The 19544-nt window shown below is 62.7% G+C and carries 18 protein-coding genes; 15 read left to right on the top strand and 3 right to left on the bottom strand.

The features are described from left to right. Positions 1 to 8: 8 nt before the first annotated feature. From PVV54_RS07435 to flgA, 3 genes are all read right to left on the bottom strand, one after another. The gene (locus PVV54_RS07435; protein ID WP_274909306.1) at positions 9 to 476 is read right to left on the bottom strand and encodes a flagella synthesis protein FlgN; all 468 of its coding nucleotides are present in this window, start codon (positions 474 to 476) and stop codon (positions 9 to 11) included. A 48-nt stretch (positions 477 to 524) separates the two neighbouring features. Beyond that, the gene (gene flgM / locus PVV54_RS07440) at positions 525 to 839 is read right to left on the bottom strand and encodes a flagellar biosynthesis anti-sigma factor FlgM (RefSeq protein WP_274909307.1); all 315 of its coding nucleotides are present in this window, start codon (positions 837 to 839) and stop codon (positions 525 to 527) included. Between the two features lie 153 nt (positions 840 to 992). Continuing rightward, positions 993 to 1745, bottom strand: coding sequence for a flagellar basal body P-ring formation chaperone FlgA (gene flgA, locus PVV54_RS07445; protein ID WP_274909308.1), 753 nt, complete (start codon positions 1743 to 1745; stop codon positions 993 to 995). Positions 1746 to 1823: 78 nt separating this feature from the next. On the opposite strand from flgA, the gene PVV54_RS07450 reads away from it, so the two are divergent. The 15 genes from PVV54_RS07450 (at position 1824) to PVV54_RS07520 (ending at position 19407) form a co-directional block, all read left to right on the top strand. Further along, positions 1824 to 2753, top strand: a complete 930-nt coding sequence (locus PVV54_RS07450; protein WP_274909309.1) for a chemotaxis protein CheV — start codon at positions 1824 to 1826, stop codon at positions 2751 to 2753. Positions 2754 to 2803: 50 nt separating this feature from the next. Then, complete coding sequence (gene cheR / locus PVV54_RS07455) at positions 2804 to 3631, top strand: protein-glutamate O-methyltransferase CheR (protein WP_274909310.1); 828 nt, start codon at positions 2804 to 2806, stop codon at positions 3629 to 3631. 336 nt (positions 3632 to 3967) lie between these two features. Next, positions 3968 to 4378: a flagellar basal body rod protein FlgB gene (gene flgB, locus PVV54_RS07460; protein ID WP_274909311.1), complete on the top strand. Its 411-nt coding sequence runs from the start codon at positions 3968 to 3970 to the stop codon at positions 4376 to 4378. Between the two features lie 2 nt (positions 4379 to 4380). Beyond that, positions 4381 to 4824, top strand: a complete 444-nt coding sequence (flgC, locus tag PVV54_RS07465) for a flagellar basal body rod protein FlgC (protein WP_274909312.1) — start codon at positions 4381 to 4383, stop codon at positions 4822 to 4824. A 15-nt stretch (positions 4825 to 4839) separates the two neighbouring features. Further along, complete coding sequence (gene flgD, locus PVV54_RS07470) at positions 4840 to 5547, top strand: flagellar hook assembly protein FlgD (protein WP_274909313.1); 708 nt, start codon at positions 4840 to 4842, stop codon at positions 5545 to 5547. 31 nt (positions 5548 to 5578) lie between these two features. Beyond that, entirely contained in the window at positions 5579 to 6934 is a 1356-nt protein-coding gene (flgE, locus tag PVV54_RS07475) for a flagellar hook protein FlgE (RefSeq protein WP_274909314.1), read from the top strand. A 135-nt stretch (positions 6935 to 7069) separates the two neighbouring features. Further along, positions 7070 to 7255, top strand: a complete 186-nt coding sequence (locus tag PVV54_RS07480; RefSeq protein WP_274909315.1) for a hypothetical protein — start codon at positions 7070 to 7072, stop codon at positions 7253 to 7255. Between the two features lie 273 nt (positions 7256 to 7528). Further along, entirely contained in the window at positions 7529 to 8269 is a 741-nt protein-coding gene (gene flgF, locus PVV54_RS07485) for a flagellar basal-body rod protein FlgF (RefSeq protein ID WP_274909316.1), read from the top strand. A gap of 47 nt (positions 8270 to 8316) precedes the next feature. Further along, complete coding sequence (gene flgG, locus PVV54_RS07490; RefSeq protein WP_274909317.1) at positions 8317 to 9102, top strand: flagellar basal-body rod protein FlgG; 786 nt, start codon at positions 8317 to 8319, stop codon at positions 9100 to 9102. A gap of 34 nt (positions 9103 to 9136) precedes the next feature. Next, a complete protein-coding gene (gene flgH, locus PVV54_RS07495; protein WP_274909318.1) occupies positions 9137 to 9832 on the top strand; it encodes a flagellar basal body L-ring protein FlgH in 696 nt (231 codons plus the stop codon). 12 nt (positions 9833 to 9844) lie between these two features. Further along, positions 9845 to 10954 carry a flagellar basal body P-ring protein FlgI gene (locus PVV54_RS07500; RefSeq protein ID WP_274910402.1) on the top strand — a complete coding sequence of 370 codons (1110 nt, stop codon included), beginning with the start codon at positions 9845 to 9847 and terminating at the stop codon, positions 10952 to 10954. An 11-nt stretch (positions 10955 to 10965) separates the two neighbouring features. Continuing rightward, positions 10966 to 12117: a flagellar assembly peptidoglycan hydrolase FlgJ gene (flgJ, locus tag PVV54_RS07505; protein ID WP_274909319.1), complete on the top strand. Its 1152-nt coding sequence runs from the start codon at positions 10966 to 10968 to the stop codon at positions 12115 to 12117. Between the two features lie 12 nt (positions 12118 to 12129). Beyond that, the gene (flgK, locus tag PVV54_RS07510) at positions 12130 to 14175 is read left to right on the top strand and encodes a flagellar hook-associated protein FlgK (RefSeq protein ID WP_274909320.1); all 2046 of its coding nucleotides are present in this window, start codon (positions 12130 to 12132) and stop codon (positions 14173 to 14175) included. 13 nt (positions 14176 to 14188) lie between these two features. Continuing rightward, positions 14189 to 15760, top strand: coding sequence for a flagellar hook-associated protein 3 (locus tag PVV54_RS07515; protein ID WP_274909321.1), 1572 nt, complete (start codon positions 14189 to 14191; stop codon positions 15758 to 15760). Positions 15761 to 15834: 74 nt separating this feature from the next. Continuing rightward, entirely contained in the window at positions 15835 to 19407 is a 3573-nt protein-coding gene (locus PVV54_RS07520; protein ID WP_274909322.1) for a glycosyltransferase, read from the top strand. Positions 19408 to 19544 lie beyond the last annotated feature (137 nt).

The raw sequence follows: 19544 nt of genomic DNA on the forward strand, positions 1-19544 counted from the left end.
AGAAAAAATCACACTTGGCTGATAGCCCGGGGCTTGGCCAGTGGCGAAGTGGCGCCGCGGCTGTCGTAGAGCGACGGAGAATCGCCGCCCATGAGGATTCTGATCTGGTTGGCGGTCACGTGCTGCTGCACCTGGATGATCCGGCCATTGGTCTCGTTGACCTTCTGGCAGGCGTCCATCAACTGGGTCAGCACATTCAGTTGCTGCATGATCACTTCGCCGTTGGGCGACTGCGCGGCCAGCGCCTGAACACCGGCACGGTCGGCGCTCAGGCCGAGGCTGGTGAGCAGGTTGTTGCGGCGAAGGCCTTGCTGCTCGAGCAGGACGATCAGCGACTGCTTGCGGGCCAGAATGCCCTCCAGCGGCGCCATGTCCCGGCCGTGCAGGGCAACGGCTTCCCGCTGCAGCAGGTCGAGCAGTTCCTGGGTCGGGGCGATGTCATCTTCGATCAGTTGCAGCAAAGTGATGTCGTGCATGGCTAACTCTTGGGTTTTAAGCGTCCGTGAAGTCAGCGCGCCGTGCGGTTAGCGCTGGGCTTCAAAATTGAGCAGTTTGCTCGCGACCCGGCCGGCATCGACCTTGTAGCTGCCGTCTGCGATGGCCTGTTTCAACTGCGCCACACGGGCGCTGTCGACCACGGGCTGGTCGCGCAGCTTGTCGCTGATCTTTTGCAACTGCTGGGCCTCTTGGCTGAGGGTTACCGCTTCTCCGCTTGCGGTGGCGCTTTTAGGCGCTTCGCTGGTTTCGCCGGTTTTTTCGGCGCTGGTGGGCGTGGCATTGCTGCGTACGCCGCCCGTGACGGACGGAGAGTTGTTCAAACGACTGAAGTCGATGGCCATGATCAGAAACCTCTGGGTATTTTGGACGCTTGCCTTGTTTTCGACCGGCTTGAAAGAAACTTTAGGCATAAATGCACAGCCGCCTGTCGGCGTGCCCGCGAACCCGGTTTCAGACACAGTTTAGGAAATGCGGTTCCTTGCCGCCACCTCAATCTACATGGCGACCTCGACTTGCCCGGGCCCGGTTACCCGTGCCTTGACCACCCGTTTGGAATTGAGGTTACGCACCCGGATTTGCTCGCCTTGGCCGCCTTTGCTCAAGGCTTCACCGGGCATGCGCACGCTGAGGGTGCCGCTTCGGGCGATGATCACCACCTGGTCGCCCTTGCGAATCACTTCGGCCTGCTCCAGGTGTTGTGGCGTCAAAACCTGATCGAGCACCGTGGGGCGCAGCATCTTCATGCCCACCGCCTGGTCAAGCTCGCTCAAAAAGCCCTGGCCCAAGGTGCCCACGTCACGCTCGCGCAGGGCCACGTCGCCTTCGCCCACGGTGTTGCCGCGCTTGAGCGGGCGGGTGACCACCACCACATCGCGGAACAACTTCACGGTGGCCGGCACGAACACCGTCCAGGGTGCGCTGCCGTCACAGCGTACCCGCACGGTCACGCGGCCCAGTGGCTGCGCCGGGCTTTCCAGCGAGGCGTCCAGCTGTTGGCTGCACAGCGGCATGCGCAGGCGCGGGTCGAGGTTGTTGACCTGGATCTCGTAGCGCCCTGGCGTCTGGGTGGTGGCCAGGTAATCTTCGACGGTGAATTCAAGAAACCCTTGGGTGACACCGATAAGCTGTTCAGGCAAGGTAACCGCATCCGCCAGCGTGCGAGTGCCGGGTGCCAGCAGGCACAGCACGGCCAGCCAGCCGTTAAGCAGGTGCGTCAGTCGTCGGAAAATTGTCGTTTTCGTGTGCATGGCGCTCAAAAAAGCAAAGCCCGTGCCGACTCGGTAGCTGAAGGGCAACGAAACGGCAGAAAGAAAAAGGAGTCAGGCATGGCGGGGGTAATGGATTCAGTCAACCAGCGCACGCAGCTGGTTGGGCAGAATCGTCTGGAATTGCTGCTGTTCCGCCTCAACGGCGAGCAGCTTTACGGGATCAACGTGTTCAAGGTCCGCGAGGTGCTGCAGTGCCCGGCGCTGACCTTGCTGCCCAAGGCGCACTCGGTGGTGCGGGGCGTTGCCAATATTCGCGGGGCGACCATCCCGATCCTTGATCTGTCGATGGCGACCGGCTTGCCGGGCCTCAAGGAAGAGACGCGCAAGAGCTTCGTGATCATCACCGAGTACAACACCAAGACCCAGGGCTTTTTGGTGCACTCGGTGGAGCGCATCGTCAACATGAACTGGGAAGAAATCCACCCGCCACCCAAGGGTACTGGCCGCGATCACTACCTGACCGCTGTTACCCGGGTCGACAACCGCATGGTCGAAATCATCGACGTGGAAAAAGTGCTCGCGGAAGTGGCGCCGTCGTCTGAAACCGTGTCGGCCGGTGTGGTCGATGCCGAGGTGCAGGACAAGGCCGTGACGCTGCGGGTGCTGACTGTCGACGACTCGTCGGTGGCGCGCAAGCAGGTCAGCCGTTGCCTGCAGACGGTGGGTGTGGAAGTGGTGGCGCTCAACGATGGCCGCCAGGCACTGGACTACCTGCGCAAGCTGGTGGACGAGGGCAAGCGCCCGGAAGACGAGTTCCTGATGATGATCTCCGACATTGAAATGCCGGAGATGGACGGCTATACGCTTACAGCGGAGATCCGCAGCGACCCGCGCATGCAAAAGCTGCACATCTGCCTGCATACTTCGCTGTCCGGGGTGTTCAACCAGGCGATGGTCAAGAAGGTTGGGGCGGATGACTTCCTGGCCAAGTTCAAGCCGGACGACCTCGCCCAGCGGGTGGTCGACCGGATCAAGGCAACGCATTGAAGCAGCCGGGGCAAGCTCCCGGCACCAGTGATTGAAGAGAGGCGGCAGTAGTGTCTACGGGTAATTTGGATTTCGAACAGTTCCGGGTATTCCTGGAGAAAGCCTGTGGCATCCTGCTGGGCGAGAATAAGCAGTACCTGGTCTCCAGCCGTCTCAACAAGTTGATGGAGCAACAGGGCATCAAGAGCCTGGGCGAGCTGGTGCAGCGTATCCAGTTGCAGCCGCGAGGCGGGCTGCGCGAGCAGGTGGTCGATGCGATGACCACCAACGAAACCCTGTGGTTTCGCGATACCTACCCATTCGAGGTGTTGAAGAACAAGGTCATTCCCGAGTTCATCAAGAACAACCCGGGCCAGCGTCTGCGCATGTGGTCGGCGGCGTGCTCGTCGGGGCAGGAGCCTTACTCGATTTCGATGGCCATCGACGAGTTCGAGCGCAGCAACCTGGGCCAGTTGAAGATGGGGGCGCAGATCGTCGCTACCGATTTGTCGGGTTCGATGCTCAACAACTGCAAGACCGGCGAATATGACAGCCTGGCGATTGCCCGGGGCCTGTCCCAGGAGCGCCTGCAGCGTTATTTCGACACCAAAGGGCCGGGGCGTTGGGCGGTGAAGCCTGCGATTCGCAGCCGTGTGGAGTTTCGCTCGTTCAACCTGCTCGACAGCTATGCGAGCCTGGGCAAGTTCGACATCGTGTTCTGCCGCAACGTGCTGATCTATTTTTCGGCACAGGTGAAGAAGGACATCTTGCTGCGGATTCACAGCACGCTGAAGCCGGGTGGGTATCTGTTCCTGGGGGCGTCCGAGGCGCTGAACGGGTTGCCGGACCATTACCAGATGGTGCAGTGCAGCCCGGGGATCATTTACCAGGCCAAGTGACTGCGCCTGCAAGATCAAGCGCCGCTTGCGCGCCGCATCGCGGATAAATCCGCTCCTACAGGTTGCGCGTAATCCCTGTAGGAGCGGATTTATCCGCGATGCGCCGCGCAAGCGGCGCCATACCCACCCAACGTCAATTTTTTGTTTTGCCGCTTTTGCCACCCGCCCATTGCCGCTTTCCCATCCCCGAGCGGAAGCACTTTGCCGCTTTTCTGGCATCTCCTGTCGACCGCATCCCGCCAAAACCCAGCATTTCCGGGCTTCCTCAAGCTTGGCACAGCCCTTGCTATACCTTCGCCAACGACATTCCGGTCAACCTTCGAAGGTTTCCCCGACATGAGCATCAGTTTCGACAAGGCACTTGGCATCCACGAAAAGGCATTGGGCTTCCGCGCCCAGCGCGCCGAGGTGCTGGCCAACAACATCGCCAACGCCGACACGCCCAACTACAAGGCGCGTGATATGGACTTTTCGTCGGTGCTCGCCGCCGAAAGCCAGAAACAGCAGCAAGGCGGCCGTTTCACCATGGACCGCACCAACAGCCGTCACATCGAGGCCGAAGGCTTGGCGATGGCTGACGACACGCTGCAATACCGCACGCCGACTCAGCCTTCGATCGACCAGAACACCGTGGACGCCCAGATCGAGCAATCGAACTACACGGAAAACGCCATCGGCTTCCAGGCCAGCTTCACCTTGCTCAACAGTAAATTCAAAGGGCTGGTTTCGGCCCTGCGCGGAGAATAACCATGTCCCTGTCCAGTGTTTTCAACATCGCCGGTAGCGGCATGAGCGCGCAGAACACCCGCCTCAATACCGTGGCCTCCAACATCGCCAACGCCGAGACCGTTTCGTCGAGCATCGATCAGACTTACCGCGCCCGCCACCCGGTGTTTGCCACCACCTTCCAGAACGCGCAAAACGGCACCGGCCAGTCGCTGTTCGAGGACCAGAACGAGGCAGGGCAGGGTGTGCAGGTCAAGGGCATCATCGAAGACCAGAGCAACCTGGAGGCGCGTTACGAACCCAACCACCCGGCGGCGAACAAGGACGGCTACGTCTACTACCCGAACGTCAACGTGGTTGAAGAGATGGCAGACATGATTTCTGCCAGCCGTGCGTTCCAGACCAACGCCGAGCTGATGAACACCGCCAAGAACATGATGCAGAAGGTCCTGACCCTGGGTCAGTGATAAGGAACTCGGACCATGGCAATCGATACTTCCAGCGTAAACCTCAATGATGTCCTCTCGGCGTCCGGCGTCAGCACCGGCACCAAGAAGACCACTACCGACACGGCTTCCAGCACCGGCACCGACAGCCTCGGCAAGGACGCGTTTCTGCAGCTGCTGGTTACCCAGATGCAGCACCAGAACCCGCTCGACCCGCAGGAAAACGGCGAGTTCGTGGCCCAGCTGGCGCAGTTCAGCAGCCTTGAAGGCATCACCTCGCTGAACGAGTCGGTCACCAGTATCACCAACGCCATGGCCTCGTCCCAGGCACTGCAAGCCTCGTCCCTGGTGGGGCGTTCGGTGGTGGTGCAGAACGACAAGGCGATCGTCGATACCGCAGAAAGCTTCAACGCACAGTTTGTCGTGCCGCAAGCGATCAGCGAAGCGAAGGTCACCATCAAGGACTCGGAAGGCAACACCGTCAAGACCATCGAGCTGGGCGAGCAGGCTGCCGGTTACGCCGACTTCATCTGGGACGGAACCAACAGCAGCGGCGAGAAAGTCGACCCGGGTACGTACACCTTCACCGCCACCACCACGGTGGACGGCGAGTCGGTGCAGATGAACACGCTGTTGCCGGCCAAGGTGACCAGCGTCAGCTTCAACGCCACCGGCGAAATGGTCCTCAACCTGGCCGGTGTCGGCAAGGTTTCCCTCTCCGACGTACAAACCATCGGTATCTAAGGCCCGCTAGCGCGGCACAAGGAGCGAATTCATGTCTTTCAATATCGGCCTTAGCGGTCTGTACGCAGCCAACAAGCAACTGGACGTTACCGGCAACAACATCGCCAACGTCAACACCACCGGTTTCAAGTCGTCGCGTGCCGAGTTCGCCGACGTTTACGCAGGCGCCAACCGCCTGGGCGTGGGCAAGAACCAGATCGGCAACGGCGTGCGCCTGGCAGCCGTTTCGCAGCAGTTCACCCAGGGTGATGTCAACAACACCGGCAACGTGCTGGACATGGGTATCCAGGGCCAGGGCTTCTTCGTGCTGTCCGATAACGGCTCGCAGGTGTATACCCGTGCCGGCGCCTTCCAGGCCGACAAGGACAACTACGTGGTCACCTCCGACGGCCTTCGCCTGCAAGGTTACGCGGCGGATTCGACCGGCAAGATCCAGAAAGGTGTGCTGACCGATCTGCAGATCGACACCTCGGCACTCAAGCCAAAGGCCACCACCCTGATCGACCAGGGCATCAACCTGAATTCCTCGGCGGCCGACATCCCGCTGACCGTCGATGACGGCACTGGCAACATGGTCCCGAACAAGGTGTTCGACCCCTCTGACGAAACCACCTACACCAAGTCGTTCCCGACCAAGGTTTACGACAGTCAGGGTAACGAGCACACCATGGAGCAGTTCTACCGCAAGACCGGCACCAACGAGTGGACCATGTACACCCTGGTGGACGGCCGCAACCCGTTCGACCCGTCTTCCACCGAGCCGCTGACCGGCACCATCAGCTTCAACAGCGACGGTTCGGTGGCCAGCATGACCGCTGACAACACCGGCCACCCGACTGGCGCGTCGTTCACCGTGACCAACAACGTCTTCACCATGACTGGCTGGGTGCCGGCCGTGGAAGATGCCTCGGGCAACTGGGCGGCCAACGGTGCGGTCGGCAACACCGACGGGATGAAGCTGTCGATGAACAGCACCACCTCGTACAACACCGAGACCGCGCGCATGTCGCAGTCCCAGGACGGCTATGCCACCGGCATCCTGTCGAGCCTGAGCATCGACTCCACCGGCGTGCTGTTTGCCAGCTTCAGCAACCAGCAGTCCCGCGCCATCGGCCAGGTGGCCCTGGCCAGCTTTGCCAACGAGCAGGGCCTGCAGCAGATTGGCGGCACCCGCTGGACTGAAACCTACTCGTCGGGCATTCCGGGTATCGATGCACCGAAAACCGGTACGCTGGGTAGCGTTGAGTCCAACGCGCTGGAAGGTTCGAACGTTAACCTGACCCAGGAGCTGGTCGAGCTGATCAAGGCGCAGAGCAACTACCAGGCGAACGCCAAGACCATTTCGACTGAAAGCACTGTGATGCAGACCATCATTCAGATGACTTGATGGTATGGTGATCCGGGGCTGCTGCGCAGCCCTTTCGCGACACGAGGCCGCTCCCACAGGAGATTGCATACCCCTGTGGGAGCGGCCTCGTGTCGCGAAAGGGCCGCAAAGCGGCCCCGACATTCTGGAGGCCTGATGAAAAAGCTCGCCCTCACACTACTCGCCACATTCGCCCTGCTACAGGCCAATGCCGGCCCCGCCCCGTGGTGGCGCTGGGAAAGCCAGGTGGACGGGCGACTGGTGTGTTTGCAATGGTCGCCGGGGGATGGCTGGAAGCGGTTTGCCGGCCCCTACAACAATGCCGGGTGTCGGGATCGGTGATTCATGGGTCGGCCTCATCGCGGATGAATCCGCTCCTACAGGTATCGTGTAGGAGCGGATTCATCCGCGATGAGGCCGGCCCTGCTTATGCAACCCTTTGCCGCCCCCGGCAACCCCGCGCCGGATAACCGACGTCCACTTCTCTGTCATCCCCCGAAAAGGCCCGTAAATACGGGCCTTTTCGCATTTTAAAAAAGTTGGTTCGGAACTTGCTTTATAGCCTGCACAGCAACGGCAAGCGGCAAACGCTCGCCAGTGCAGCGGAGGATGACTGTGGACAAACTGCTTTATGTGGCCATGACCGGCGCCAGCCAGAACGCGCTGGCGCAAAAGGCCCACGCCAACAACCTGGCGAACATTTCCACCAACGGCTTTCAGCGCGACCTGGAGCAGGCGCGTTCGATGCCGGTGTTCGGTGACAGCTTTCCGTCGCGGGCCTTTGCCATGAGCGAGCGCCCGGGCACCGATTTCAGCGAAGGGCCGATGGTCGAAACCGGCCGCGAGCTGGACGTGACGGTCACCGGCAAAGGCTTCATCGCCGTGCAGGCGCCGGACGGCAGCGAAGCCTACGTGCGCACCGGCAGCCTGAACATCGACGCCCTGGGCGTGCTGCGCGCCGGCAACGGCATGCCGGTGATCGGCAACGGCGGCCCGATCGCCATCCCGCCAGAGCAGAAGGTGGAAGTGGGCTCGGACGGCACCATCAGCATCCGCTCGATGGGCGAAGACCCTCGGGTGATGGCCGAGGTCGACCGCATCAAGCTGGTCAACCCCGACACCCAGGGGCTGACCAAGGGCCTGGACGGTTTGATCCACACCACCAATGGCCAGCCTGCCGCCGCCGACGTCAACGTACGGGTGGTGTCGGGCTTCCTGGAGGGCAGCAACGTCAACGCCGTGGAAGAAATGACCTCGGTGCTGGCGCTGTCCCGCCAATTCGAACTGCACGTCAAAATGATGAACGCGGCCAAGGAAGGCGATGAAGCCATGGCGCGTGTTTTGCAACTCGGCTAACCACACTTGAACGGGTGCCGTAAAACAGGCGCACGAGGAGAAAACTGATGCTTCCGGCTCTTTGGGTCGCTAAAACCGGCCTGTCCGCTCAGGACACCAACCTCACGGTCATTTCCAACAACCTGGCCAACGTTTCGACCACCGGCTTCAAGCGTGATCGTGCCGAGTTCCAGGACTTGCTGTACCAGATCAAACGCCAGCCGGGCGCGCAGTCCACCCAGGACAGCGAACTGCCGTCGGGCCTGCAGGTCGGTACCGGTGTGCGCATTGTCGGCACCCAGAAAAACTTCCAGACCGGTAGCCTGCAAACCACCGAAAACCCGCTGGACCTGGCGGTCAATGGCCGTGGCTTCTTCCAGGTGCTGCAACCGGACGGCACGGTTTCGTACACCCGTGACGGTACCTTCCACCTGAACTCCGACGGCCAGATCGTCACCGCCAACGGCTTCGCCCTGGAGCCTGCGATCGTGGTGCCGAACGACGCCCAGACCTTCACCGTCGGCCAGGACGGCACCGTGTCGATCACCACCGCCGGCAACCCGGCCGCCCAGGTGATCGGCAACTTGCAGACCGCCGACTTCATCAACCCGGCCGGCCTGCAAGCCATTGGTGACAACCTGTTCCTGGAAACCGCCGCCAGCGGCGCGCCACAGGTAGGCACCCCGGGCCTGAACGGCTTCGGCACCACCCTGCAGCAGACCCTGGAAAACTCCAACGTCAGCACCGTTGAAGAGCTGGTGAACATGATCACCACCCAGCGTGCCTACGAGATGAACTCCAAGGTCATTTCCACCGCCGACCAGATGCTGTCGTTCGTTACCCAGCAGCTGTAAGCCTTAAGTTCAGTTACACCGTGAGGTAAGCGTCATGAATCGTCTGTTGTCCGTATTTGCCCTGGGGGGGGCGGTGTTGCTGGCAGGTTGCGTCGCGCCGACGGCCAAGCCCAACGACCCGTACTATGCGCCGGTGTTGCCGCGCACCCCGTTGCCGGCAGCGGCCAACAACGGTTCGATTTACCAGGCGGGTTTCGAGCAGAACCTGTACAGCGACCGCAAGGCGTTCCGCGTGGGTGACATCATCACCATCACCCTCAACGAACGCACCTCGGCCAGCAAGAACGCCGGTTCGCAAATTCAAAAGGACAGCAACGCCAACCTTGGCCTGACGTCCTTGTTCGGCACCACCCCGAGCACCAACAACCCGTTCGGCGGCGGCAACCTGTCGCTGGAGGCAGGTTACAGCGGCGAGCGCGCCACCAAGGGCGACAGCAAGGCCACCCAGGGCAACACCCTGACCGGCTCGATCACCGTGACCGTGGCCGAAGTGCTGCCCAACGGCATCATCGCCGTGCGCGGCGAGAAATGGATGACGCTGAACACCGGCGAAGAGCTGGTGCGCATCGCCGGTCTGATCCGCGCCGACGACATCGCCACCGACAACACCGTGCCGTCCACCCGCGTGGCCGATGCGCGCATCACCTATTCGGGCACCGGGTCGTTCGCCGATGCCAGCCAGCCCGGTTGGCTGGACCGCTTCTTCCTCAGCCCGCTTTGGCCCTTCTGAGTACGGATGAACATGTTCAACGTCAGGCAACTGATTGCCGCCACTTTGCTTCTGTCCTGCGCGTTCGGCGCCCATGCCGAGCGCTTGAAGGACATTGCCAGCATTTCTGGCGTGCGCTCCAACCAGTTGATCGGCTACGGCCTGGTAGTGGGGCTCAACGGCACGGGTGACCAGACCACCCAGACGCCGTTCACCCTGCAAACCTTCAACAACATGCTGTCGCAGTTCGGCATCAAGGTGCCGGAAGGCTCCGGCAACGTGCAGTTGAAAAACGTCGCCGCAGTGTCGGTGCATGCCGACCTGCCGCCGTTCGCCAAGCCGGGCCAGGTGGTGGATATCACCGTGTCCTCGATTGGTAACTCCAAGAGCCTGCGCGGCGGCAGCCTGCTGATGACCCCGCTCAAGGGTATCGATGGCAACGTATACGCCATTGCCCAGGGCAACCTGGTGGTCGGCGGTTTCGACGCCGAAGGTCGTGACGGTTCCAAGATTACCGTCAACGTTCCGTCGGCAGGTCGCATCCCCGGTGGTGCTTCCGTCGAGCGTGCCGTGCCGAGCGGCTTCAACCAGGGCAACAGCCTGACCCTGAACCTCAATCGCCCCGACTTCACCACCGCCAAGCGCATTGTCGACAAGGTCAACGAGCTGCTTGGCCCAGGCGTAGCGCAAGCTGTGGACGGCGGCTCGGTACGCGTCAGTGCGCCGATGGACCCGACCCAGCGCGTGGACTACCTGTCGATCCTCGAGAACCTGGAGATCGACCCGGGCCAGGCCGTGGCCAAGGTCATCATCAACTCGCGTACCGGCACCATCGTGATCGGCCAGAACGTCAAGGTGTCGCCAGCAGCGGTGACCCACGGCAGCCTGACCGTGACCATCACCGAAGACCCGATCGTCAGCCAGCCGGGGCCGTTCTCCAATGGCCAGACCGCGGTGGTGCCACGCTCGCGGGTGAATGCGCAGCAGGAAGCCAAGCCGATGTTCAAGTTCGGCCCGGGTACCACGCTGGATGAAATCGTCCGTGCGGTGAACCAGGTGGGCGCAGCGCCCAGCGACCTGATGGCGATCCTCGAAGCCCTGAAACAGGCCGGCGCCTTGCAGGCCGACCTGATCGTGATCTGAGGACGCAGGGGATGAATTCGAAAAGCCTGGTTTCCAGCACCGCCGACAGCGGCGCCTACACCGACCTCAACCGCCTGAGCTCGCTCAAGCACGGCGACCGCGACAGCGACGCCAACGTGCGCAAGGTGGCCCAGGAGTTCGAGTCGCTGTTCATCAGCGAAATGCTCAAGGCGTCGCGCAAGGCCAGCGACGTGCTGGCCGACGACAACCCGATGAACACCGAGACGGTCAAACAGTACCGCGACATGTACGACCAGCAGCTGGCCGTGAGCATGTCCCGCGAAGGCGGCGGCATTGGCCTGCAGGACGTGCTGGTGCGCCAGTTGTCGAAAAACAAGAGCGCACCGGCCAATACCAGCCCGTTCCCGCGCACCGATGGCAGCGCGCCGACGCTGTGGGGCAACAAGGTTGCCGAGCCGGTGCACGCCGCGCAGAGCACCACGCGCAACGACGTGGCCGCGCTCAATTCGCGGCGCCTGGCGTTGCCGGGCAAGCTTACCGACCGCCTGTTGGCCGGTATCGTGCCATCGGCGGCAACCACCAACAGCGCTGCCGTGCCTGCCCGCGAAGGGCAGCAAACCGCTCAGACCTTTGCCGTGCCCGAGAACGGCCTGCGCATCACCGGCCGTGCCGTGGCCCAGCCGCCGCTGGCGCCGAACAAGGCCTTCAGCGACAGCGACACGTTTGTCGCCACCATGCTGCCGATGGCCGAACAGGCCGCCAAGCGTATCGGCGTCGACCCGCGCTACCTGGTGGCCCAGGCCGCCCTGGAAACCGGTTGGGGCAAGTCGGTCATGCGCAACAGCGACGGCAGCAGCAGCCACAACCTGTTCGGCATCAAGGCCACGGGTAACTGGGAAGGCGATTCGGCGCGGGCCATCACCAGCGAGTTCCGCGATGGCCAGTTCGTCAAGGAAACGGCGGCGTTCCGTTCCTACGATTCGTACCAGGACAGCTTCCATGACCTGGTAAGCCTGCTGCAGAACAATTCCCGCTATCAAGATGCGGTGAAGTCCGCCGATAACCCAGAACAGTTTGTGCGAGAACTGCAAAAGGCCGGGTACGCCACCGACCCGAACTACGCCAGCAAGATCTCGCAGATCGCAAGACAGATGAAGCCGGACCAGAGCTACGCAATGCTCGGTACCACTTCGCAACTATAAGGGCATGGAACCATGGCGAGTCTGATCAATATTGGCATGTCGGGGCTTGGCGCCGCGCAATCGGGGATGTACACCCTCGGTAACAACATCGCCAACGCCGACGTCGAAAGCTACTCGCGCCAGCAGAACGTGCAGAAGACCAAGGGCGGCCAGCAGGTCGGCCAGGTCTTCATCGGCAGCGGTACCACCCTGGCCGACGTGCGCCGGGTGTACAACGCGTTCCTTGAGAACCAGCTACGCACCACCACCTCGCTGAGCAGCGAAGCTTCGTCGTACCTGGACCAGATCACCCCGCTGGACACCGCCCTGTCGAGCAGCGACACCGGCATCACCGCCGCACTGCAAAGTTTCTTCAGCGCCATGCAGGACGCCGCCGCCAAACCGACTGAAGACGCCTCGCGCCAGCTGCTGCTGACCAGCGCCCAGTCCCTGGCCAAGCGCTTCAACACCCTGTCGGCGCAGCTGAACCAGCAGAACAGCAACATCAACAGCAACATGGCGTCGCTGGCTGACCAGGTGAACAACCTGACCAAGACCATCGCCGACCTGAACGACCAGATTTCCCGCGTGAGCGCCGTTTCCGGCCAGCCCAACGACCTGCTCGACCAGCGCGACGGCGCGGTGCGCGAGCTGAACGCGCTGGTGGGCACCGACGTGGTCGAGCGTGACGGCAACTACGACGTCTACCTGAAGAACGGCCAGGCCCTGGTGCTCGGCAAGACCACCCAGACCCTGGGCGTGCAGGCCAGCGCCACCGACCCGACCCGCATGAGCCTGATCCTCAACCGCGGCTCGACCAAGATGGACATCACCAGCAGCACCACCGGTGGCGAGCTGGGCGGCCTGATCCGCTACCGTACCGAAACCCTCGACCCGGCGTTGAACGAGCTGGGCCGCGTGGCGCTGGTGGTGGCGGATGCGATCAACAGTCAGTTGGCCCAGGGTATCGACAAGAACGGCGAGTTTGGCGCCGCCCTGTTTGGCGACATCAACAGCGCGGCTGCGGTAGCCGGGCGTAGCATCGCCAAATCTGGGAACAGCGCAGGCTCGGGTAACCTTGATGTCACCATCAAGGACACCGGCAAGCTGACCACCAGCGACTACCAGGTGACCTTCACCAGCGACAGGCAGTACAGCGTTCGCAAGCTGCCTGAAGGCACCGAGATGGGCAGCTACAGCCTGGACGATGACCCGGCGCCGGTGATCGACGGCTTCAGCCTGTCGCTCAACGGCGGCGCCCTGAGCGCCGGTGACAGCTTCAAGATCACCCCCACGCGCAACGCCGCGGCCAGTATCGAAGCGACCCTGACCGACCCCAAGCGCCTGGCCATGGCCTCGCCGCTGACCGGCACCAGCGCCTCGGGCAACAAGGGCACCGGCACCATTACCCAGCCGACCCTGACCACCGAGCTGGACATCTACGACGCCACCCAGCGCGCCGACCTGCAAACCGGTATCAAGTACTCCACGCCGGTCAAGCTGGTGTTCGGCGACGACACCGCTTCGCCGCAGGCGTACACGATGTACGACTCGCAGGGCAACAACATCGGCAGCGGCACCATCGTGCCGGGCCAGGACAACAAGTTGCAGCTGTCGGTGCCGATGGTCGATGCCAGTGGCAACCCGATCATGGACGGTGCCACCCAGAAGACCTTCACCTTCGAGATGACCGTTGCCGGCTCGCCGAAGAGCGGTGACAGCTTCACCGTGGCAATGACCGCGTCCGGCTCGGCCGACAACCGCAACGCCCAGTCGGTGATCGACCTGCAGACCAAGTCCACCGTCGAAGTCGGTGCCGACGGCAAGGGCATCAGCTTCACCGATGCCTACGCCAAGCTGGTGTCCAGTGTGGGCGGCAAGGCCGGCCAGGCGCAGATGGACAGTGACGCCACCACGGCGCTGCACACCTCTGCGCTGGACAGCCGTAATGGCCTGTCGGGTGTGTCGATCGACGAAGAAACCGGCAACCTGATCAAGTTCCAGCAGTACTACACCGCGTCGTCGCAGATCATCAAGGCGGCCCAGGAAACCTTCGCCACCCTGATCAACAGTCTTTAAGGAGCCGTAGATCGTGAGCGTACGCATCTCCACTTCGCAGTTCTACAACACCAACCAGGCCAACTACGCCAGCAACTTCGCCAAGACGGTGAAGACCCAGCAGGAGGCCAGCGATGGCATCCGCGTGCGTTCGGCCAAGGACGACCCGGTTGGCGCGGCGCGCCTGCTGCAGCTTGAGCAGCAGCAGAACATGCTGGACCAGTACAACACCAACGTCACCAACGTGCGCAACGCCTTGGGCACTGCCGAAAGCACGCTGAATTCGATCGGTACCATCCTGCAGCGTGTCAACGAGCTGGCCGTCAGCTCCGGTAACGCCAGCTTCACCGACGCCGACCGCAAGGCCAATGCTGCGGAACTGGAGTCGCTGGAGCAGCAGCTGTTCACCTTGATGAACAGCAAGGATGAGAACGGCAAGTACCTGTTCTCCGGCTCCAAGGGCGACACCCAGCCTTACGTGCGCAACGCTGATGGTACTTACACCTACCAGGGTGACCAGAGCCAGCTGAAGCTGCAGGTTGGTGACATGATCAGCCTGGCCTCCAACGAGACCGGCTACGATGCCTTCGAGCAGGCGTTGAACACCAGCCGTAGCCAGACCCAACTGACGTCGCCAGCCGTTGACGATGGCCGTGTCAGCTTGTCGAATGGCCAGGTGTCGGGCAGCACCACTTACAACGACCGCTTCCGCAGCGGCGAGCCTTACAGCATCGAATTCACCAGCAGCACCGAGTTCAAGATCACCGATGCCAGCGGCAACGACGTGACCCTGGAAGCCACTCAGGGCGGCAAGTTCGACCCGAACGGCGAGAACACCGCAATCAGCTTCCGCGGTGTGGACCTGCGCCTGGAAATCAGCTTCAAGGCAGGTGACGAGGCTGACCCGGACGCTGCCATTGCCGGGCACACCTTCAGCCTTACCTCCAAGCCTGACGAGATTTCCGGCACCCGCAGCCCGGGCAATGCTTCGTCGACCCAGGTCACTGGCGCAACCATCACCGACCAGGCGGCCTACAAGGCGGCCTTCCCGGAAGGCGCCGTGCTGAAGTTCACCAGCGCCACCGACTTCGAGCTCTACACTGCGCCGTTGAGCGCCAACAGCAGCCCGATTGCTTCCGGCACCCTCAGCGGCACCACCGCCACGGCAATGGGCGTGCAGTTTGAGTTGTCCGGCGCGCCGAGTGCAGGCGACTCGTTCGCCATCAAGGTCGACACTCACCAGACCCAGAACGTGCTCGACACCATCAGCCAGTTGCGCGCCGCGCTCAGCACGCCAGTCGACGGCGACGCGGCGGCGATGCAGAACTTCAAGGCGCAACTGGATTCGGCCATCGGCAACGTCGGCAGTGCGACCAACCAGGTGACCTCGTCGATTGCCTCGATCGGTGGCCGTGGCCAGGCGCTGGATGTGCAGGCAGAAACCAACTCGGCCCTGAGCGCCGAAAACACCAAGACCCAGAGCGCCATTCGTGAAAGCGACCCGGCGGAAGTCATGGTGCGGCTGCAGATGCAAACCAACATGCTGCAGGCCTCGCTGCAGGCCTACGCCAAGGTCGCTGGCCTGTCGCTGGTCAACTACATCTGAATACGCTGCGTGCGTAGTCACTCGTGCGCCGCCACCGTCAGGTGCGGCGCACTTTTTTTTCCAAGGTTGTCATCGTGAACGAAAAGCCCCTCGTCAGTATCGTCATACCCGCCTATAACCCACGGTTCTTTGCAATGGCCTTGCAAAGTGCCTTGGGGCAGACGTACGAGGCGCTGGAAGTCGTGGTGTGCGATGACAGCGAAGGCGAAGAAGTGGCCGCGATCGTCGACGGGCTCGACGGCAGGTTGCGGGCACGGGTGCGCTATGTGCGTAACGTGCAGCGCCTGGGTTTTGTGGCCAACGTCGTGCGTGCTGTCGAGCTGGCCAACGGTGCCTTGGTAAAGGTGCTGTGTGACGATGACCGCCTGTTCCCCAAGTGCGTCGAGCATCAGGCCCAGGCCCTGCTGGCGCATGACGAGGTTGGGCTGGTGCTGTCGCAGCGCGTGCTGTGCGACGAGAACAACTTCATGTTGCCGATGCGCCTGGTCAACGCTCGCTTCGCCAATGTCGACAGCCTGTTCAAGGGTGAGGACATGCTGGCCTTGCTGGACGGCCGACCGGTCAACTTCCTGGGTAACCTGTCTGCCGCCTTGATGCGTCGCGACCAGGCATTGCAGTGGTTGCAGGCGCTGACCGCCGAGGGGCAGACGTTTGTGGCCTTGCTCGACCTGGCGTTGTTCGCCTGCCTGATGCGCCGCGCCAACATGGTGATGCTCAGCGAGCCCGGGCTGGTCGAGCGCCTGCACCCGCAGCGGATGAGCAAGCAGGAACAGGTTGCCCATGGCGCCCCTCAGGAGTGGCGCTGGCTGTTGCAGATGTTGGCCGCGCGCAGCGGTGAGGCGGCGCCGGCCAGCGGCTGGGTGCGTTATGTGCCGCTGGCGCAGGCCCTGCAACCACGGCAATGGCAGGAGTTGTGCGTGGCCCGCATCATCAGCAACTGGCAAACCCGCTTGAACGGGCGGGTGGGCAGTGATTGCGAAAGCTATGCCGAACTGTACGAACAGTGGCTGGCCGCGCGCTGTTTCAGTGAAGTGCAGCGTGGCCTGCTGCCACAAGCCGTGGCCGCCTGGCCGCGACAACCGCGCATCGTGCCGGTGGTGCTGGATGTGGAAGGTGACGGGCAGGCGCTGCAGCACACCCTGGACAGCCTGGCCACGCAACTGTACCCCGTGCACGCCTGCGTGGTGCTGGCCGATGCGGTGCCCGTCAGTGACATTTCGCTGGTGCACCAGCCCCTGCAGGCCAACTGGCCGCAGCAGTTGAACCAGTTGCTGGCCTCGCTGCACGATGCAGACTGGGTCTACCTGCTGCGTGCCGGAGACCGCTTGAGCGAGTCGGCCATCCTGCTGCTGGCCGAACGGGCAGCGGTGTTCCCAAGCCTGGCGTGTGCCTACAGCGATGAAGGCGCCTGGCGTGATGGCAAGGCGAGTGAGCCTGTGTTCAAGCCGGCGTTCAACCTCGACTTGTTGCGCAGCTTCCCTTACGTGGGGCGTACGCTGGCCTTTTCTCGCGAGGCCATGCTTGAGCTGGGTGGGCTGGATGGCGGTTTTGATGAGCTTGCGCCCCATGACTTGCTCTGGCGCCTGGTGGAAACCCGCGGCCCGCAGGTGGTCGAGCACATTGCCGAGATCCAGGTGCAATCGCCTTTCAGTTTTGCCCAGTGGTTGTCACTGCCGCAGGTCATTGCCCAGAGCGAACCGGTGCTGGCTGCGCACTTGCAGCGCCTGGGGGTGGGCTACCGCGTTCGTCACGATGACCTGGCGGTGATTAATCGCGTTGACTACCTGCATACAGGTGCGGCGCAGGTTTCGATCATCCTGCCGACGGGTGATGACCTGATGCAGTTGCAGGCCTGTGTGATGGGGTTGATCGAGCGCACGGCCTGCAACCATTACGAACTGCTGCTGGTGGCGGGGGCTGACGTGGCGCCTGCCACTGACGCCTGGCTGGAGGCGATGGCAGAATTGGGTGCCGGCATGTTGCGTGTGGTGCGCGTGCCGCAGGGCCGACACCGCGACGAGCTGGTGGATGCAGCTGCCGCCGTGGCGCGCGGGGAATACCTGCTGCTGCTCGCCCCCGCGTTGCAGGTGCTTGAGGGCCAATGGCTGGACGAGATGCTCCAGCATGCCCGTCGCCCCGAAGTGGCGGTAGTGGGTGGCCGCTTGATAGATGCCCAGGGGCGTGTGATCGAGGCCGGCAGGGTGCTGGGGGTAGCCAGCGTTTCCGGGCCTGCGTTTGCCGGGGAAGACGCTCATTCGCGCGGCTACTTGCAGCGTCTTCAGGTCGTGCAGAACTGGAGCGTCGTGGGTGGTGATTGCCTGATGGTGCGCAAGGCCGTGTTCGACGAGTTGGGCGGCTTGGGCGCGCAACCCCTGAGCCAAGGCATGGCCGCGCTGGACCTGTGCCTGCGCGCCGGTGCACAGGGTTACCTCGTCGTCAGTACACCGTATGCCGTGCTGGTCAGGCAAGAAGCGCCGGCACTGTGCGGCGGGCTGAGCCAGGAGCAGTTGCTGGAACAGCAGCAGGTGTTCTGCGAGCGCTGGCTGAGCAAGGTGGTGCGCGACCCCGCTTACAACCCGAACCTTGGCCTGGCGGCTGCAGACTTCAGCCTTGAGCCCAGCCTGCGTGGCAGCTGGAGCCCGCTGTGCGCGCGCGCCCTGCCAGCTGTGCTGGGTTTGCCGATCAACGACAGCGCGGTAGGGCATTACCGGGTCGATCAACCGTTCAAGCAGCTGGAGGCGGCTGGGCGAGTGGTCGGCCGGGTGGTCTACGAATCGCCGACAGTGATGCAACTGGCGCGCATGGACCCGGATGTGATCATCCTGCAGTTGCGCCATGCCGATGACTCGGTGCGTGATATCGAGCGCATCAAGCGCTTTTCCAACGCCCGGCGCATCTTTGAAATCGATGATTACGTACTTAGCGCGCCGCAGAAAAACACCCATGCGCGTAACAAGCCCGCCGACATCGAGCAGCACCTGCGCCGTGGTATCGGCCTGTGCGATCGATTGGTGGTGACCACTCAGGCACTGGCCAACGCCCTGTCAGACATGCACCGCGACATACGCGTGGTGCCGAACATGCTGGCGCCGCACCTGTGGGCCAACCTGCCTGCCAGCAGGCGCGGGGCCTCCGGCAAGCCGCGTGTGGGTTGGGGGGGCGGTACCAGCCACAGCGGTGACCTGGAGATCATTGCCGAGGTGGTGCGTGAACTGGCCAACGACGTGGAGTGGGTGTTCTTCGGCATGTGCCCGGAAGCGCTCAAGCCCTACATCCATGAGTTCCATCCGGGCGTACCGCTGGCGCGCTACCCGGCCAAGCTGGCCAGCCTGAACCTTGACCTGGCGCTGGCGCCGCTGGAGTTCCACATCTTCAACGACTGCAAGAGCAACCTGCGCTTGCTGGAATACGGTGCCTGTGGTTACCCGACCATCTGCACCGACACCGAGGCCTACCGTGGCTACTTGCCTTGCACGCGGGTATACAGCAACAGCACCGAAGAATGGTTGCAGGCCATTCGCTCGCACCTGTCCGACCCGGCTGCCAGCTACCGCATGGGCGACGAGTTGCGCGAAGCGGTGATGCGTGATTACGTGCTGCGTGACGACAACCTGCGGCACTGGGAGTGGGGCTGGTTGGCGGATTGAGCCAAAACCCCGATGCTGGTGCAAAACCTGTAGGAGCGGATTCATCCGCGATGCGCCGTGCGCGATCTCCGCTAAATCACATAACTGCAGTCGACAGCGGGGGGGGCGCTTCGCACCCCATCGCGGATAAATCCGCT

It is taken from the genome of Pseudomonas sp. PSKL.D1, assembly GCF_028898945.1.
In the GTDB taxonomy this organism is placed as follows: domain Bacteria; phylum Pseudomonadota; class Gammaproteobacteria; order Pseudomonadales; family Pseudomonadaceae; genus Aquipseudomonas.

What these genes read in the sequence shown, in the direction of transcription:
- flgG (WP_274909317.1), top strand. Translation starts at nt 8,317, where the DNA reads ATGCTTCCGGCTCTTTGGGTCGCTAAAACCGGCCTGTCCGCTCAGGAC.
- flgD (WP_274909313.1), top strand. Translation starts at nt 4,840, where the DNA reads ATGGCAATCGATACTTCCAGCGTAAACCTCAATGATGTCCTCTCGGCG.
- flgH (WP_274909318.1), top strand. Translation starts at nt 9,137, where the DNA reads ATGAATCGTCTGTTGTCCGTATTTGCCCTGGGGGGGGCGGTGTTGCTG.
- PVV54_RS07480 (WP_274909315.1), top strand. Translation starts at nt 7,070, where the DNA reads ATGAAAAAGCTCGCCCTCACACTACTCGCCACATTCGCCCTGCTACAG.
- PVV54_RS07450 (WP_274909309.1), top strand. Translation starts at nt 1,824, where the DNA reads ATGGCGGGGGTAATGGATTCAGTCAACCAGCGCACGCAGCTGGTTGGG.
- flgK (WP_274909320.1), top strand. Translation starts at nt 12,130, where the DNA reads ATGGCGAGTCTGATCAATATTGGCATGTCGGGGCTTGGCGCCGCGCAA.
- flgB (WP_274909311.1), top strand. Translation starts at nt 3,968, where the DNA reads ATGAGCATCAGTTTCGACAAGGCACTTGGCATCCACGAAAAGGCATTG.
- PVV54_RS07500 (WP_274910402.1), top strand. Translation starts at nt 9,845, where the DNA reads ATGTTCAACGTCAGGCAACTGATTGCCGCCACTTTGCTTCTGTCCTGC.
- flgE (WP_274909314.1), top strand. Translation starts at nt 5,579, where the DNA reads ATGTCTTTCAATATCGGCCTTAGCGGTCTGTACGCAGCCAACAAGCAA.
- flgA (WP_274909308.1), bottom strand. Translation starts at nt 1,745, where the DNA reads ATGCACACGAAAACGACAATTTTCCGACGACTGACGCACCTGCTTAAC.
- PVV54_RS07435 (WP_274909306.1), bottom strand. Translation starts at nt 476, where the DNA reads ATGCACGACATCACTTTGCTGCAACTGATCGAAGATGACATCGCCCCG.
- flgC (WP_274909312.1), top strand. Translation starts at nt 4,381, where the DNA reads ATGTCCCTGTCCAGTGTTTTCAACATCGCCGGTAGCGGCATGAGCGCG.
- flgM (WP_274909307.1), bottom strand. Translation starts at nt 839, where the DNA reads ATGGCCATCGACTTCAGTCGTTTGAACAACTCTCCGTCCGTCACGGGC.
- flgJ (WP_274909319.1), top strand. Translation starts at nt 10,966, where the DNA reads ATGAATTCGAAAAGCCTGGTTTCCAGCACCGCCGACAGCGGCGCCTAC.